Here is a 14,698-nt window from a genome sequence, read left to right as displayed (position 1 = left end):
AGGGGTGCGTCGCATGAGCATGATGGCCGATTCCTGGGTCATCGCGCGCAGGAACCTGATCCGGATGACCCGGATCCCCGAGATGGTCCTGTTCGGGATCATCCAACCGGTGATGTTCGTGGTGCTGTTCACGTACGTCTTCGGTGGCTCGATGAAGATCGGCGATACCACCGACCCGGACGTCTACAAGGACTTCCTGATGCCGGGCATCTTCGCGCAGACCGTCACCTTCGCCACGGCGGGCTCGGCGGCCGGCATCGCGGACGACGCGCAGAAGGGGCTGATGGACCGGTTCCGGTCGTTGCCGATGGCGCGTGGTGCCGTACTGACCGGCCGCACCGTCGCCGACCTCGTGCAGACGGCCCTGACGCTGGTCATCCTCGCGGCCGTCGCACTGCTCGTGGGGTGGCGGACCGGCTCGGCCGAGCCGACCAACGCCGCGCGCATCCTGGCGGGCTTCGGCCTGCTGCTCCTTCTGGGCTACGCGTTCACCTGGATCGGCGCGCTGATCGGTCTGTCAGTGCGTACCCCGGAGGCGGCGACCTCGGGCGGGATCATCTGGCTGTTCCCGGTCACGTTCATCTCGAACGCCTTCGTGGACTCGTCGCAGATGACGCCCTGGGTGCGACACATCGCCGACTGGAACCCGTTCAGCGCCACGGTGCAGGCCGCGCGCGTGTTGTTCGGCTCGCCGGGCGTCGTGCAGTCCGACGCCTGGCCGATGCAGCACCCGGTGTGGGCCTCGCTGCTGTGGTCCGTGGTGATCGTCGCGCTGTTCCGCACGCTGGCGGTGCGCAAGTACCGGTCCGCGGTCTCCTGACCCCGGGGCCGAGCGCCGCACACCCTCGAAAAACACGGCCGGCCCGGCCCCCCGCGCGGGGGGCCGGGCCGTGTCGCGTCGGTGCTCAGCCCCGGTAGGGCTTGGCGTCCACGACCTCGACACTGGTGGTCTTGCCGTTCGGCAGCGCGAAGGTGGCCTGGTGGCCGATGGTCTTGCCATTGATCGCCTTGCCCAGCGGGGACTGGGGCGAGTAGACCTCGATGTCGGTCACGGCGTCCTCGCGCGAGCCGAGCAGGAAGGTGGTGGGGTCGTCCTTGTCACCGTCGAAGACGACGGTCACGACCATGCCGGGCTCGACGATGCCGTCGTCCGCGGGCGCCTCGCCGACCTTGGCGTTCTGGAGCAGGCCGATGAGCTGGCGAATGCGCAACTCCTGCTTGCCCTGCTCCTCCTTGGCCGCGTGGTAGCCCGCGTTCTCCTTGAGGTCGCCTTCCTGGCGGGCCTCTTCGATCTTCACGGCGATCTCGGCACGGCCGGGACCCGACAGGTCTTCCAGCTCGGCCTTCAGCCGGTCGTACGCCTCCTGGGTGAGCCAGGTGACGCTTTCGCTGGTCTGGGTCACGGGGTGCTCCTCGTAGGTTTGCGACGGGGGTGCGTACACGGTGCGTACGAAATACACGATGCGTACGAAAGAGGTACACGCGACCCCCGCGCCGCCCGGGCGGGCCCCGGCGGCGGAGGGGGTCACATATACCAGCGCCCCCTCACCGTCCGCGGTGTGAACACCTCGGGTCGTGAGGGGACGAAGCTTCGAGAGTAACAATCTCCCGCCGTCCGGGGCAGTCACCCGAGTCCGGGTGACATGCGACACCGGCGGGTGCGGCGGGGATGCCGTCGGTTGCGGTACGGGACGCCCGCGGGCGCGGCGGGGGACATCGGTCGGTGCGGCGGGAGCCGCGTCAATCAACCGACGGTGTGACAGTTCTCCAGCTCGGCGGTGTTCGGCTTGCCCGCCGTCTGCAACGTCTCGGTGCGCTCGATGTGCTTCTCGCCCTTGGCGAACCGCAGTTCGCGGCGACCGACCTCGGCGCCGTCGCGATCGCGCGAGCGCAGTACGCAGACGGCTTCCTTGTCGGCGTCCTTGCGGACCTCGACCCGGGCCTCCACCGAGGAATCCGAGGTCACCCGAAAGCTCGGAATAGACCCGCGCACGCCGGGGTTCGCCACATCGAGGCCGATCCACACCGTCCCGGCCACGAGCACGACCATGAAGACCGCGAACGCGATCCGCAGTTTGCGATCGCTTCGGGTGGCGCCCTTGCCGTAACGGGTGACGGGCGTTGCGCTCACCGGGTCTCCTGCGGGACGGGCCCGGGTTTGCGCCCGGGCGAGATCTATCGGCCACTATATGTCGGGTGCAAGAGCGGCCCTCTACAGGTCCCGGCGGTTCACCCGGCGGCTGGGACACGGGGCACGGATGAGGAGCGACGTTCCGGTGAGTGACGATCGACTGAGGCTGATGGCGGTGCACGCGCACCCCGACGACGAGTCGAGCAAGGGCGCGGCCACGATGGCCCGCTATGTCGCCGAGGGGGCCGAGGTCCTCGTCGCGACCTGTACCGGCGGCGAACGCGGCTCGGTACTGAACCCCGCCCTCCAGGGCGACCCGGAGATCGAGGCGAACATCCACGAGGTGCGCCGCAAGGAGATGGACGCGGCCCGCGAGATCCTGGGCGTGGAGCAGGCCTGGCTGGGCTGGGAGGACTCGGGACTGCCCGAGGGCGACCCGCTGCCGCCGCTCCCCGAGGGCTGCTTCGCGCTCCTCGACGTGGACAAGGCGGCCGAGCCGCTGGTCCGGCTGATCCGCGAGTTCCGTCCGCACGTGATCACCACGTACGACGAGAACGGCGGCTACCCGCACCCGGACCACATCCAGACGCACAAGATCACCATGGTGGCGTTCGACGCCGCGGGCGACCCGGACGCCTACCCGGGCGCCGGCGAGCCGTGGCAGCCGCTGAAGCTGTACTACAACCAGGGCATCTCCCGGGCACGGATCGAGGCGCTGCACGAGGGCATGCAAAAGCGCGGCCTGGAGTCCCCCTACGGCGAATGGCTGGAGCGCTGGGGCGACCGGGACGAGCGCGACATCACCACGCGCGTGCCGTGCGCCGACTGGTTCGAGACCCGGGACCGGGCGCTGATCGCGCACGCCACCCAGGTGGACCCGGACGGCTTCTGGTTCCGCGTGCCGATCTCGGTGCAGCGCGAGGTGTGGCCGACGGAGGACTACGAGCTGGTGCGGTCGCTGGTGGACACCGACCTGCCCGAGGACGACCTGTTCGCGGGTGTGCGGGTGGGCGTGCGCCGGTAGGCGGCGGCGATCGATACGCGCGAGGGCCCGGGAGCGACTTTCCGGGCCCTCGGTGCATACGTTCCGGCGATCGGATGTCACTCTTGACACCGAGGGGTTCCGATCCAGGAGGTAGTTCGTCATGTCGCTCGCGGTCCAGCTCGCGGTCGAGGAAAGCAAGGTCACGCCCGGCCTGCTCGGATTCGTGGTGGTCGCGTTCCTGGCGGTCGCCACGTGGCTGCTGCTGAAGTCGATGAACACGCGCCTCAAGCGAGTGGACTTCGACGAGAGCGCCAAGCCGGCCGGGAGCGGCAAGCCCGCCGAGACCGACGCGGCGCCGACCGACGCGGCGCAGAAGAAGGAAGACAACGGCGCGCCCGTCGCCTGAGCACTCCCGCGCGCGGCGGCCCTGCGAGGATGGCACCATGCCGAATCGTCTCGTCGGGTCCACGTCGCCCTACCTGTTGCAGCACGCCGACAATCCCGTCGACTGGTGGCCGTGGGGTGAGGAGGCGTTCGCGGAGGCGCGTCGTCGGGATGTGCCGATCCTGCTCAGCGTGGGGTACAGCGCCTGCCACTGGTGTCACGTGATGGCCCACGAGTCGTTCGAGGACGAGGCCACCGCCGCGATCGTCAACGCCGACTTCGTGGCGATCAAGGTCGACCGCGAGGAACGTCCGGACGTGGACGCGGTCTACATGGAGGCCACGGTCGCGCTGAACGGCGGCCAGGGCGGCTGGCCGATGACCGTGTTCGCCACCCCCGACGGCGAGCCGTTCCACTGCGGCACCTACTACCCGAACGAGGCCCGCCAGGGCATGCCCTCGTTCCGCCAACTGCTGCACGCGGTCAGGGTCGCCTGGAAGGACCGCAACGACGAGGTGCGCCGCACCGGCACCCAGATCGCCACCTCCCTGGCCGCCCCCCGCGCTTTGTACACCGACGGCGCGGCGCCGACCGCCGAGGAGCTGGACGCGGCGCTGACCCTGCTCGCGCACGACTACGACACCGCGCACGGCGGCTTCGGCCACGCGCCCAAGTTCCCGCCGTCGATGGTGCTCGAATTCCTGCTGCGCCACCACGCCAGGACCGAGTCCGAGGCGGCCCTGGGCATCGTCCAGGAGACCTGCGAGGCGATGGCCCGCGGCGGCCTCTACGACCAGCTCGGCGGCGGGTTCGCGCGCTACTCGGTGGACGAGGCGTGGGTGGTGCCGCACTTCGAGAAGATGCTCTACGACAACGCCCAGCTGATCCGGGTCTACACCCACCTGTGGCGGGCCACGGGCAGCGAGTTCGCCCGCCGGATCGCGTTGCAGACCGCCGACTTCGTGGTACGCGAACTGCGCACCCCCGAGGGCGCGTTCGCCTCCGCGCTGGACGCGGACAGCGTGGACGCCGAGGGCCACTCCGTGGAGGGCGCGTTCTACGTGTGGACCCCGGCCGAGCTGGTCGAGGTGCTGGGCGCCGAGGACGGCGCGTGGGCCGCCGAGGTGTTCGGGGTGACCGAGGAGGGCACCTTCGAGCACGGCCGGTCGGTGCTGCAACTGGCCGACGACCCCGAGGACTTCGAGCGCCTGACCGACGTGCGGGCGAGGTTGTCGGCCGCGCGCGGGGAGCGGGCGCGGCCGGGGCGCGACGACAAGGTCGTGGCCGCGTGGAACGGGCTCACCATCGCCGCGCTGGCCGAGGCCGGCACCCTGTTCTCCCGCCCGGACCTGCTCGACGCCGCGCTCGCGGCGGCCGACCTGCTGATCGCGGTGCACCTGGGCGGCGACGAGGACGACGAGCTGGGCGACCGGCTGGTGCGCACCTCGCGCGACGGCCGGCCCGGGCCGAACGCCGGGGTCCTGGAGGACTACGCGGACGTGGCCGAGGGGTTCCTGGCGCTGTACGCGGTGACCGCCGACGACGCGTGGCTGACCTTCGCCGGGGTGCTCGTGGACGTGATCCTGGGCCACTTCGTGGACGAGGACGGCGCGCTGTACGACACCGCCGACGACGCGGAGGAGCTGTTCCGCCGCCCGCAGGACCCCACCGACGGGGTCACCCCCTCGGGCTGGACCGGCGCGGCCGGCGCCCTGCTCGGCTACGCGGCGTATCTGGGCTCGGCCGAACACCGCGAGGCCGCCGGACGCGCGCTCGGCGTGGTCCGGGTGCTGGCGGCCCAGGCGCCGCGCGGGATCGGCTGGGGCCTGGCGGTCGCCGAGGCGTGGCTGGACGGCCCGCGCGAGATCGCCGTGGTCGGCCCGCGCGACGACGACGCGACCTGGGCGCTCTACCTGACCGCACTGATGACCACCGCGCCCGGCGCCGTGGTCGCGATGGGCGACCCGGCCGAGGACCCGCCGGTGCCGCTGCTGCGCGACCGCACGCCGGTGGGCGGCAGGCCGGCGGCGTACGTGTGCCGGCACTTCACCTGCGACGCCCCGGTGACCGACCCCGAGCAACTGGCCGACCAGGTTCTGGCCAAGGCGGTCGCCCGAGCCTGAACCCACCCGCCTGAACCCACCCGCCTGAACCCACCCGCCCGGGCCCGACCACCGGGTCCGGGCCCACCCGGCCCGAGCCCGCCCCGACCCCGTCACGGCCCCTCCCGCAACCCCGCCTCCAGGATCCCCAACGCCCGGTCCACCAGCACCGCCGGATCCCCGACGCAGCCGCCCTCCGCCCAGGTCAAGATCGCGTCCGCCATCGCCGCGTTGATCGAGGAGACGGCCACCCGGAGGTCGAAGTCCTGCGCCGAGCGCCCGGTCCGGGCCGCGTACGTCTCGGCCATCAGCCGCCACGTCTCGATCTGCTGTTCGTAGCTGCGCCGCCGCAGCGCCGGCACGCCGACCACGAGCGACATCCGGGTGATCATCTCCTCGCCCTCCTCGCGCATGATCCGCCGCAGCGCGTCCACCACGCCGGTGCGCACGATCCGGATCAGGCTGGTGCCCTCGGGGGCGCTGCGCAGGATCTCCACGAGCATCGGGTCGTACTCGTCGGTGAGCACGACGTCCTCCTTGCTCGGGAAGTAGCGGAAGAAGGTGCTCGGCGAGATCTCCGCGGCCTCGGCGATCTGGTCCACGGTGGTCGCGTCGTAGCCGTGCTCGCGAAAGAGCCGATAGGCCTCGCAGCGGATCGCCCGCCGGGTCTTGATCTTCTTGCGCTCGCGCAGCCCCGCGGGGGCGACGGGCAGGTCAGGGATGGAGGACTCCTTCGCGGTCATGCTCCGATTCTCCCGGTCCGGCCGCACCGTCTGCTCCCGGTCCGCCCGCGCCGTCCGTCGGAGCCGGGGCCGTCGCGGCGCGGCGAGGCAGGAAGACCGCCACCGCGGCGGCCAGCACCAGTGCGGTGACGCCGCAGATCAGCAGGCTCAGGTCCATGCCGTGCACGAACGCGTCGCGGGCCGAGTCGAGCAGCGCGGGGTCGGCGCCGTGGCCGGCCACCTTCGCCGCGCCGCCGATCGACTCGCGCGCGGTGTCGGCGACCGGGTCGGGACGCCCGCCCGTGTCGATCCGGTCCACGTAGGCCGACGCGAGCACGCTGCCCAGGATGGCCACCCCGAGCGCGCCCGCGACCTGGCGCAGCGTCTGCACCAGGGCCGACCCCATCCCGGCCCGCTCCGGCGCGACGCCCGCCATCACCGCGTCCATCGCGGGCACCAGGGACAACCCCAGGCCCATCCCCGTCAACACCAGCCAGCAGGCCGTCCACCCGTAGCCGTCGTCGGCCGAGCCGGTCGCGCCCAGGAGCAGTCCGCAGCCGAGCAGGAACATCCCGCCGGGGATGACCACCTTGTAGCCGAAGCGCGGCGCGACCCTGTCGCTGGCCAGCGCGGTCACGAACAGCCCGCCGAGCAGCGGCAACAGCCGCAGCCCGGTGCCCAGCGCACTGCTTCCGTCGACGCCCTGGAACCGCTGCGGGACCAGGAACAACACGCCCGACATGGCGAAGGACGGCACCAGCGCGGAGATCGTGGCCCACAGGAAGTTGCGGTCGCGGAAGAGCCCGAAGTCGATCATCGGCCGCCGGGCCCGGCTCTCGCGCACCGCCACGCTCGCCGCGAGCAGCGCCGCCGCGCCGAACAGGGTGAGCACCCGCGCGTCGCCCCAGCCCCACTCGGGCGCCTCGATCACCGCGAAGATCAGCGTGGTCAGCGCGGCGGTCACCAGGACCGTGACCGCGACGTCCACCCGGGGTGCGTCGGCGGAGCGGGAGACCGGCAGCAGGAACCCGCAGACCAGCAGGGCGAGCCCGACCATCGGGATGTTGATCAGGAACACCGAGCCCCACCAGAAGTGCTCCAGGAGCAGCCCGCCCAGGATCGGTCCGAGCGGGATGCCCAGCGCCGTGCTCGCGGCCCAGATCGAGATCGCCCGGCCACGCTCGGCGGCGGGGAAGAGCGAGGGCAGGATGGACAACGACAGCGGCATGATGAACGCGCCGCCGACGCCCATCAGCGCGCGGGCCGCGATCACCCCCTCGACCGAGCCGACGAGCGCGCCGACCACCGAGCCGACGCCGAACACGGCGAGCCCGACCAGCAGGAAGCGCCGCCGGCCGTAGCGGTCGCCGATCAGTCCGGCCGGGAGCATCAGCGCCGCGAACACCACGATGTAGGAGTCGGCGATCCACTGGAGATCGCCCGTGCTCGCGCCCAACTGATCGCTCATCGTCGGCATCGCCACGTTGATGATCGTGGTGTCCAGGCCGACCACCAGGAGGCCGACCACCAGCGCTCCCAACGCCCACCATCGCCTGGGATCCGGCGGCCCCTCGGCCTCGGTCGTGCGGGTCGGCTCGTCCGTCGTCGCTTCCATGACATCTACCTCCTATTGAGTGCTTCTACTTTATGACAGTAGCTCTCAAAAGTCAGTGGCAGTCACTTCTCTCGGCAAAGGGCAGCCCAAGCTCGGGGGAAAATCCGGAAAAGCCCGAAGGCCCGCAACTCCCGGGGGAGCGGCGGGCCTTCGGGCCGACGAGTGTGGGTCGGGTCAGCGCAGCGCGACCAGCGCGACGGCGACGAAGTGGCTCGCGAACGCGAGCAGTGTGAAGGCGTGGAAGACCTCGTGGAAGCCGAACCACTGCGGCGACGGGTTGGGCCGCTTGATCCCGTAGACCACCGCGCCGAGGCTGTAGAGCACGCCGCCGACGATCACCAGGACCACCACCGCGACGCCGCCCTCGCGCATGAACTCGGGCAGGTAGAACACCGCCGCCCAGCCGAGTACGACATAGATCGGGGTGTAGAGCCAGCGGGGCGCACCGATCCAGAAGACCCGGAATCCGATGCCGGCGAGTGCCCCGATCCACACCGCCCACAGGAGTGTTTGGTCGCTTTTGCCCAGCAATAGGATGGTCAACGGGGTGTAGGTGCCCGCGATGATCAGGAAGATGTTGGCGTGGTCGAGGCGCCGCAACACCGCCTCGCCGCGCGGTCCCCAGTTGCCGCGGTGGTATACCCCCGACGTGCCGAAGAGCATCGCCGCGGTCAGTGCGAACACGCCGCACGCGACGCGGGATTTGGCGTCGTCGGACAGCGCGACCAGGACTATGCCCGCGGCCACCGCCAGCGGAAAGGTGCCCGCGTGGATCCATCCGCGGAGCCTGGGTTTGATGGGCGACAAGGGCGCCGTGAAGCCATGTGCGTCCACACTCATGGGCCCGAGTGTACTTACGCAGACGTAGGTTACCGGCAAGTACGGAGTGAGACGCATCACGGGAGATCTTGTCCCGGAGGGGCGCGAAAGCGCACGTCTTTGGGGTTTTCGGTCCGGGACGGGGCACAACTTCCAGGTGGGGGCCTGATCCCGGGCGGTTCCGTGTTCGACCGACCGGATAAAATCCCCGCAACCCTCAACCCGACGCCGGGGACTCGCCGTCCCGGGCGCGAAATGGAGCGATCGTGGCCAACGAGGTCCCGACGAAACACAGGCAGCTGCTCGACTGGGTGAGCGAGATCGCCCGGCTGACCCAGCCCGACCGAATCGAATGGTGTGACGGTTCGGAAGAGGAGTACCAGCGCCTCGCCGACCTCCTCGTCGAGAAGGGCACCTTCCGCAAGCTCGACGAGAACAAGCGCCCCAACAGCTACTACGCGACGTCCGACCCTCGGGACGTCGCGCGTGTCGAGGACCGGACCTTCATCTGCTCCGAAAAGGAGGAGGACGCGGGTCCGACCAACAACTGGATAGCCCCGGCCGAGATGCGCACCAAGCTCGACGGGCTGTTCGCCGGTTCGATGCGTGGTCGCACGATGTACGTGGTGCCGTTCTGCATGGGTCCGGTCGGCTCGCCGCTGGCCGCCTACGGCGTCGAGATCACCGACTCCGCCTACGTCGCGGTGTCGATGCGCACGATGACCCGCATGGGGCAGGCGGTCCTGGACTACCTGGGTACCGACGGCGAGTTCGTCAAGGCCGTGCACACCGTCGGGGCACCGCTCGCCGAGGGCGAGGCGGACGTGCCGTGGCCGTGCAACACCGAGAAGTACATCACGCACTTCCCCGAGGACCGGGAGATCTGGTCCTTCGGCTCGGGCTACGGCGGCAACGCCCTGCTCGGCAAGAAGTGCTACGCGCTCCGGATCGCGTCGGTCATGGCGCGCGACGAGGGCTGGATGGCCGAGCACATGCTGATCCTGAAGCTCACGCCTCCCTCGGGCGCCGAGCCGAAGTTCATCGCCGCCGCCTTCCCCTCCGCGTGTGGCAAGACCAACCTCGCGATGCTCCAGCCGACCATTCCGGGCTGGACGGTGGAGACCGTCGGCGACGACATCGCGTGGATGCGGTTCGGCGAGGACGGCCGGCTCTACGCGATCAACCCCGAGGCGGGCTTCTTCGGGGTCGCGCCGGGCACCGGCGAGCACACCAACGCCAACGCGATGAAGACCATGTGGGGCAACTCGGTCTTCACGAACGTCGCGCTCACCGACGACAACGACGTCTGGTGGGAGGGCATGACGGAGGAGCCGCCGGCCCACCTGATCGACTGGAAGGGCAACGACTGGACGCCCGAGTCGGAGACTCCCGCCGCCCACCCCAACGCGCGCTTCACCGTCCCGGCCGCCCAGTGCCCGACGATCGCGCCGGAGTGGGAGGACCCGAAGGGCGTGCCGATCTCGGCGATCCTCTTCGGTGGCCGTCGGGCCAGCGCGGTGCCGCTGGTGACCGAGTCCTTCGACTGGCAGCACGGTGTCTTCCTCGGCGCGAACGTCGCCTCGGAGAAGACCGCCGCCGCCGAAGGCACGGTCGGCGAGCTGCGCCGCGACCCGTTCGCGATGTTGCCGTTCTGCGGCTACAACATGGGCGACTACATGGCGCACTGGCTGGACATCGGCCGGGCGACCTCGGCCGACAAGCTGCCGAAGATCTACTACGTGAACTGGTTCCGCAAGGACGCGGACGGCAAGTTCGTGTGGCCGGGCTTCGGCGAGAACAGCCGGGTGCTCAAGTGGATCGTCGAGCGCCTGGAAGGGCTCGCCGACGGCGTGGACACCCCGATCGGCGTACTGCCCACGCGCGAATCGCTGGACCTCAAGGGTCTGGACCTGAGCGACGCGGACCTGGACCTGCTGCTGAGCGTGGACCGGGAGATCTGGAAGCAGGAGGCCGCACTGGTCCCCGAGCACCTGGAGAAGTTCGGCACCCACACCCCGCAGGGCCTGTGGGACGAGTACAACAAGCTGGTCGCGCGACTCGACGGCTGAGCCGGCCCCGCGCCGACATCGAGCGGACGGTACGCCGACGGGTGAGCTGACTCGACGTCAAAATACCGGTACGCTCCGGGCCCGGCGGGATCTCCTCCCGCCGGGCCCTCGGCGTTTCGACCGGTTCCTTCCCCGGCCGGGACCCGGCCGGCCCCGAAGCGCGTGTCGTGGCGCGACACGCCGTGCGCGGGCCGACCTTCACCGCATCTTCACGCCCCTCCTCCGCCGCGTGAGATCGAGCGGGCGTCGGACGGGAGTAGGGTTTTCGGCGCGGGTGATCACGGACGGAGGAGCAGGTGGACATGGGCCTGCGGGACCTCGCATACGGCGCGTACGGCAAGCGCATCGAGGCGTCGCTCGACCGTACGGTGATACCGCGTCACGTCGGCGTCATCCTCGACGGCAACCGCCGTTGGGCGAAGGCGTACGGCGAGCAGGTTGCCGAGGGGCACCGCAAGGGCGCCGACAAGATCCACGAGCTGCTCACCTGGTGTGAAGAGGTCGGTGTCGAGGTGGTCACCCTGTGGCTGCTGTCCACCGACAACCTCAACCGGCCGCCCGACGAGTTGGCCGACCTGATGGTGATCATCGAGAACGCGGTCACCGACCTGGCCGCCGCGCGGCGCTGGCGGGTGCACCCGGTGGGCGCGCTCGACCTGCTGCCCGAACACACGCGCGAGGTGCTCAAGCGATCCGAGGCCGAGACCGCCGACCTGACCGGCGTCTTCGTCAACGTCGCGGTCGGCTACGGCGGTCGGCACGAGATCGCCGACGCGGTGCGTTCGCTGCTGGTCGAGCACGCCGGCAAGGGCACCTCGATCGAGGAGTTGGCCGAGGTGCTCGACGTCGAGCACATCGCGGAGCACCTGTACACGCGCGGGCAGCCCGATCCGGACCTGGTCATCCGAACCTCGGGTGAACAGCGGTTGTCCGGCTTCCTGTTGTGGCAGAGTGCGCATTCGGAGTTCTACTTCTGCGAGGCCTTCTGGCCGGACTTCCGAAAAGTCGACTTTCTCCGGGCGTTGCGCGACTACTCCGCCCGCCATCGCCGCTACGGGGCCTGACGCCTCGTCACCGGGCTTGTCGGAGCCAGGGGTTCCACCGGTGTGTGATCATCCGGTTTGTGTTGGACCCCCCGCGGCCGGGCATAACCCCGTCGGGCCGGCGCACATCATGTGGGCCGGTGCGATATGTGGGTGACACCCCGTCACCTGCCCGGGAGGCCCTTCCGTGCACTTCAAGCTCCACTGTTCACGGCGACAGGAGGGTCGGGCACCCGGCCTTCGGGCCGGGGCCCGGACTCCGAGCGATCAGGGCGCACGGTGCGCGTGCCCTGAGAGGGGGCGAGGCACTCCGTGGCCACGATCCAACGCCGTGCTCCGCAGCACCGGACGTATGTCCTCGACACCAGCGTGCTCCTTGCCGATCCGTCGGCGCTCTTGAAGTTCGACGAGCACGAGGTGGTTCTGCCCGTCGTCGTGATCACCGAGTTGGAGGCCAAGCGGCACCACCCGGAGCTGGGCTACTTCGCCCGGCACGCGCTGCGGATGCTCGACGAGCTCCGTACGCAGTACGGGCGGCTCGACGCGCCGGTGCCGATCGGCGAGTCCGGCGGCACCCTGCGGGTGGAGCTCAATCACATCGACGCGACGGTATTGCCGCCCGGCTTCCGCCTGGGTGACAACGACTCGCGGATCCTGGCGGTGGCCAGGCACCTCATGGCCGAGGGGCACGATGTGACGCTGGTGTCCAAGGACGTCCCGATGCGGGTCAAGGCCTCCGCCGTGGGGCTGAGCGCGGAGGAGTACCGCGCCGAACTGGTGAACACCTCGGGCTGGACGGGGATGGCCGAACTCCAGGTCGACTCCGCCGACATCGACGCCCTGTTCGAGCACGACCGCACACACATCGAACAGGCCGCCGACCTGCCCTGTCACACCGGTCTCGTGCTGGTCTCCGAGCGCGGCAAGGCGCTCGGCCGGGTCACCGCCGACAAGCAGGTCCGACTGGTGCGCGGCGATCGCGACGTGTTCGGTCTGCACGGGCGCAGTGCCGAGCAGCGGATAGCGCTGGATCTGTTGCTCGACCCCGACATCGGCATCGTGTCCATGGGCGGCCGGGCCGGCACCGGCAAGTCGGCGCTGGCGATGTGCGCGGGCCTGGAGGCGGTCCTGGAGCGCAATCAGCACCGGAAGGTGATGGTCTTCCGGCCGCTGTACGCGGTGGGTGGTCAGGAACTCGGCTATCTGCCGGGCACCGAGAACGAGAAGATGAGCCCCTGGGCCCAGGCGGTCTTCGACACGTTGTCGGCGGTGACCACGTCGGATGTGATCGAGGAGGTCGTCGCGCGCGGGATGTTGGAGGTCCTGCCGCTCACCCACATCCGCGGGCGTTCGCTGCACGACGCGTTCGTGATCGTCGACGAGGCGCAGTCCCTGGAGCGCAATGTGCTGCTGACCGTGCTGTCGCGGATCGGCAGCAATTCGCGGGTGGTGCTCACCCACGACGTCGCCCAGCGGGACAACCTGCGGGTGGGTCGGCACGACGGAGTGGTCGCGGTGGTGGAGAAGTTGAAGGGGCATCCGCTGTTCGCGCACGTGACGCTGACCCGATCGGAGCGCTCGCCGATCGCGGCCCTGGTGACCGAGATGCTGGAGGACCTGCCGGGCTGACGGATGCCTGGTGAACGACCCGCGGGAGTGCTTCGACCGGCCCCGTCGGCGACGTCTCGACTGCTTCGAGACGTCGGCGGCGGGGCCTCGACGTGTCCGCATATTCCGGGTGGAAACGGTCTGCGGCGAAATGGAAAAGGCTTGGCGATTCCCGGAGTTGTGATGTTCGCCACGTCTCGGGAAATTTGCTTCCCGATGTTTGGCTGAGGCAGGCTGCTGGACTTGTAAGACCTCCGCGTACAGCTCGGCCCAAAAACTCAACACATGACCTGCTGTACGCCACCCACGGCACGCGCCCGGCGAACGATCAGGCGCGCAGGCCGAAACGCCCCCCGAGGGGGCGGGGGAGACCGGAGGTTGGACCCGTTCGCCGCTTGGATCGCGGTGCACGCCTGCCGGAAGGAACGTGTGTGAGCCGGATCTCGGTTCGGGGGATAGCCGTGGCGTCAGCCACCGCTGTCACGGCCGTTGGCGCCGTGGTCGGATTCAGTGGCACGGGCGTTTCCGCGTCCGCCGACGCCCAGACGGCAGACGAAGCGAGCACCACGAAGCTTCTCGAGGTTCCCTCGGCCCCCGCGGCGCAGCAGTTGAGCACCGGTATCACCCACCAGGCCGACGCGCAGACCGCCGCCTACGACGAGGCGCAGCGGGTGCAGGCCGAAGAGGCCGCCCGGGTCAAGGCCGAGCGCGACGCGGCCGACAAGGCCGCCGCGGAGAAGGCAGCGGCCGACAAGGCGGCTGCCGAGAAGGCCGCCGCCGAGAAGGAAGCCGCCCAGAAGGAGGCCGACCGCAAGGCGGCCGCCGAGCGCGCGGCGCGATCCGACAACCGCGGCGCGGTGGAGAAGGTGTCGGCGTCCGCCGCCGACGCCCAGGCGATCGCCAAGTCGATGATGAGCGCGAGCTCGTACACGTGCTTCAGCAACATCGTCGAGCGCGAGAGCGGCTGGCGGGTCAACGCCACCAACTCCTCCTCCGGCGCGTACGGTCTGATGCAGGCGCTGCCCGCGAGCAAGTACGCCTCCGCCGGCGCCGACTGGCGGACCAACCCCGCGACGCAGATCAAGTGGGGCCTGAGCTACATGAACGAGCGCTACGGCAGTCCGTGCCAGGCGTGGACGTTCTGGCAGAACCACAACTGGTACTGAGCCGGCCGCGGGTCTCCCGACCCGCCCCGCCGCATACGACCGAGCCCCGCCCGC

General features: G+C 70.2%; 13 protein-coding genes. 8 read left to right on the top strand and 5 right to left on the bottom strand.

What is annotated here, in order from left to right; translation table 11 throughout:
• Positions 1-13 precede the first annotated feature (13 nt).
• Positions 14-820 carry an ABC transporter permease gene (locus ACMXN5_RS13080; RefSeq protein WP_439675411.1) on the top strand — a complete coding sequence of 269 codons (807 nt, stop codon included), beginning with the start codon at positions 14-16 and terminating at the stop codon, positions 818-820.
• 85 nt (positions 821-905) lie between these two features.
• Here ACMXN5_RS13080 and greA read toward each other — a convergent pair whose 3' ends face one another.
• Positions 906-1,403 (bottom strand): transcription elongation factor GreA, encoded by a 498-nt coding sequence (gene greA / locus ACMXN5_RS13075; RefSeq protein ID WP_439675410.1) that lies wholly within the window; start codon positions 1,401-1,403, stop codon positions 906-908.
• Positions 1,404-1,744: 341 nt separating this feature from the next.
• On the bottom strand, positions 1,745-2,131 hold the full coding sequence (locus ACMXN5_RS13070) for a DUF4307 domain-containing protein (RefSeq protein WP_439675409.1): 387 nt from the start codon (positions 2,129-2,131) through the stop codon (positions 1,745-1,747).
• A gap of 169 nt (positions 2,132-2,300) precedes the next feature.
• Here ACMXN5_RS13070 and mca point away from each other — a divergent pair, with 169 nt between their 5' ends.
• From mca to ACMXN5_RS13055, 3 genes are all read left to right on the top strand, one after another.
• Positions 2,301-3,155 (top strand): mycothiol conjugate amidase Mca, encoded by an 855-nt coding sequence (gene mca / locus ACMXN5_RS13065; protein WP_078976819.1) that lies wholly within the window; start codon positions 2,301-2,303, stop codon positions 3,153-3,155.
• A 121-nt stretch (positions 3,156-3,276) separates the two neighbouring features.
• On the top strand, positions 3,277-3,522 hold the full coding sequence (locus tag ACMXN5_RS13060) for a hypothetical protein (protein ID WP_439675408.1): 246 nt from the start codon (positions 3,277-3,279) through the stop codon (positions 3,520-3,522).
• Between the two features lie 37 nt (positions 3,523-3,559).
• A complete protein-coding gene (locus ACMXN5_RS13055) occupies positions 3,560-5,623 on the top strand; it encodes a thioredoxin domain-containing protein (RefSeq protein WP_439675407.1) in 2,064 nt (687 codons plus the stop codon).
• A gap of 92 nt (positions 5,624-5,715) precedes the next feature.
• On the opposite strand, the gene ACMXN5_RS13050 is transcribed toward ACMXN5_RS13055, so the two are convergent.
• The 3 genes from ACMXN5_RS13050 to trhA form a co-directional block, all read right to left on the bottom strand.
• A complete protein-coding gene (locus ACMXN5_RS13050) occupies positions 5,716-6,345 on the bottom strand; it encodes a TetR family transcriptional regulator (RefSeq protein ID WP_439675406.1) in 630 nt (209 codons plus the stop codon).
• Positions 6,317-7,939 (bottom strand): MFS transporter, encoded by a 1,623-nt coding sequence (locus tag ACMXN5_RS13045; RefSeq protein WP_439675405.1) that lies wholly within the window; start codon positions 7,937-7,939, stop codon positions 6,317-6,319. The genes ACMXN5_RS13050 and ACMXN5_RS13045 overlap by 29 nt, the downstream gene beginning before the upstream one ends.
• A gap of 174 nt (positions 7,940-8,113) precedes the next feature.
• Positions 8,114-8,779, bottom strand: a complete 666-nt coding sequence (trhA, locus tag ACMXN5_RS13040; protein ID WP_439675404.1) for a PAQR family membrane homeostasis protein TrhA — start codon at positions 8,777-8,779, stop codon at positions 8,114-8,116.
• A 245-nt stretch (positions 8,780-9,024) separates the two neighbouring features.
• Between trhA and ACMXN5_RS13035 the strand changes: the two genes are divergently transcribed.
• From ACMXN5_RS13035 to ACMXN5_RS13020, 4 genes are all read left to right on the top strand, one after another.
• On the top strand, positions 9,025-10,827 hold the full coding sequence (locus ACMXN5_RS13035; protein WP_395794279.1) for a phosphoenolpyruvate carboxykinase (GTP): 1,803 nt from the start codon (positions 9,025-9,027) through the stop codon (positions 10,825-10,827).
• Between the two features lie 302 nt (positions 10,828-11,129).
• Positions 11,130-11,891 (top strand): isoprenyl transferase, encoded by a 762-nt coding sequence (locus ACMXN5_RS13030; RefSeq protein WP_078976826.1) that lies wholly within the window; start codon positions 11,130-11,132, stop codon positions 11,889-11,891.
• Between the two features lie 291 nt (positions 11,892-12,182).
• Positions 12,183-13,499: a PhoH family protein gene (locus ACMXN5_RS13025; protein ID WP_379999596.1), complete on the top strand. Its 1,317-nt coding sequence runs from the start codon at positions 12,183-12,185 to the stop codon at positions 13,497-13,499.
• A gap of 587 nt (positions 13,500-14,086) precedes the next feature.
• A complete protein-coding gene (locus tag ACMXN5_RS13020) occupies positions 14,087-14,644 on the top strand; it encodes a lytic transglycosylase domain-containing protein (RefSeq protein WP_395794282.1) in 558 nt (185 codons plus the stop codon).
• Positions 14,645-14,698 lie beyond the last annotated feature (54 nt).

This window comes from Embleya australiensis, from assembly GCF_051903075.1.
GTDB lineage: Bacteria > Actinomycetota > Actinomycetes > Streptomycetales > Streptomycetaceae > Embleya.
Note: the sequence above shows the minus strand (reverse complement) of the source record. Positions and strands in the feature narration are given on the sequence as shown.

Bases quoted from the DNA above. Each gene is read 5' to 3' on its own strand.
- ACMXN5_RS13050 (WP_439675406.1), bottom strand. From the start codon at position 6,345: ATGACCGCGAAGGAGTCCTCCATCCCTGACCTGCCCGTCGCCCCCGCG.
- ACMXN5_RS13055 (WP_439675407.1), top strand. From the start codon at position 3,560: ATGCCGAATCGTCTCGTCGGGTCCACGTCGCCCTACCTGTTGCAGCAC.
- ACMXN5_RS13080 (WP_439675411.1), top strand. From the start codon at position 14: ATGAGCATGATGGCCGATTCCTGGGTCATCGCGCGCAGGAACCTGATC.
- ACMXN5_RS13045 (WP_439675405.1), bottom strand. From the start codon at position 7,939: ATGGAAGCGACGACGGACGAGCCGACCCGCACGACCGAGGCCGAGGGG.
- mca (WP_078976819.1), top strand. From the start codon at position 2,301: ATGGCGGTGCACGCGCACCCCGACGACGAGTCGAGCAAGGGCGCGGCC.
- trhA (WP_439675404.1), bottom strand. From the start codon at position 8,779: ATGAGTGTGGACGCACATGGCTTCACGGCGCCCTTGTCGCCCATCAAA.
- ACMXN5_RS13030 (WP_078976826.1), top strand. From the start codon at position 11,130: ATGGGCCTGCGGGACCTCGCATACGGCGCGTACGGCAAGCGCATCGAG.
- ACMXN5_RS13060 (WP_439675408.1), top strand. From the start codon at position 3,277: ATGTCGCTCGCGGTCCAGCTCGCGGTCGAGGAAAGCAAGGTCACGCCC.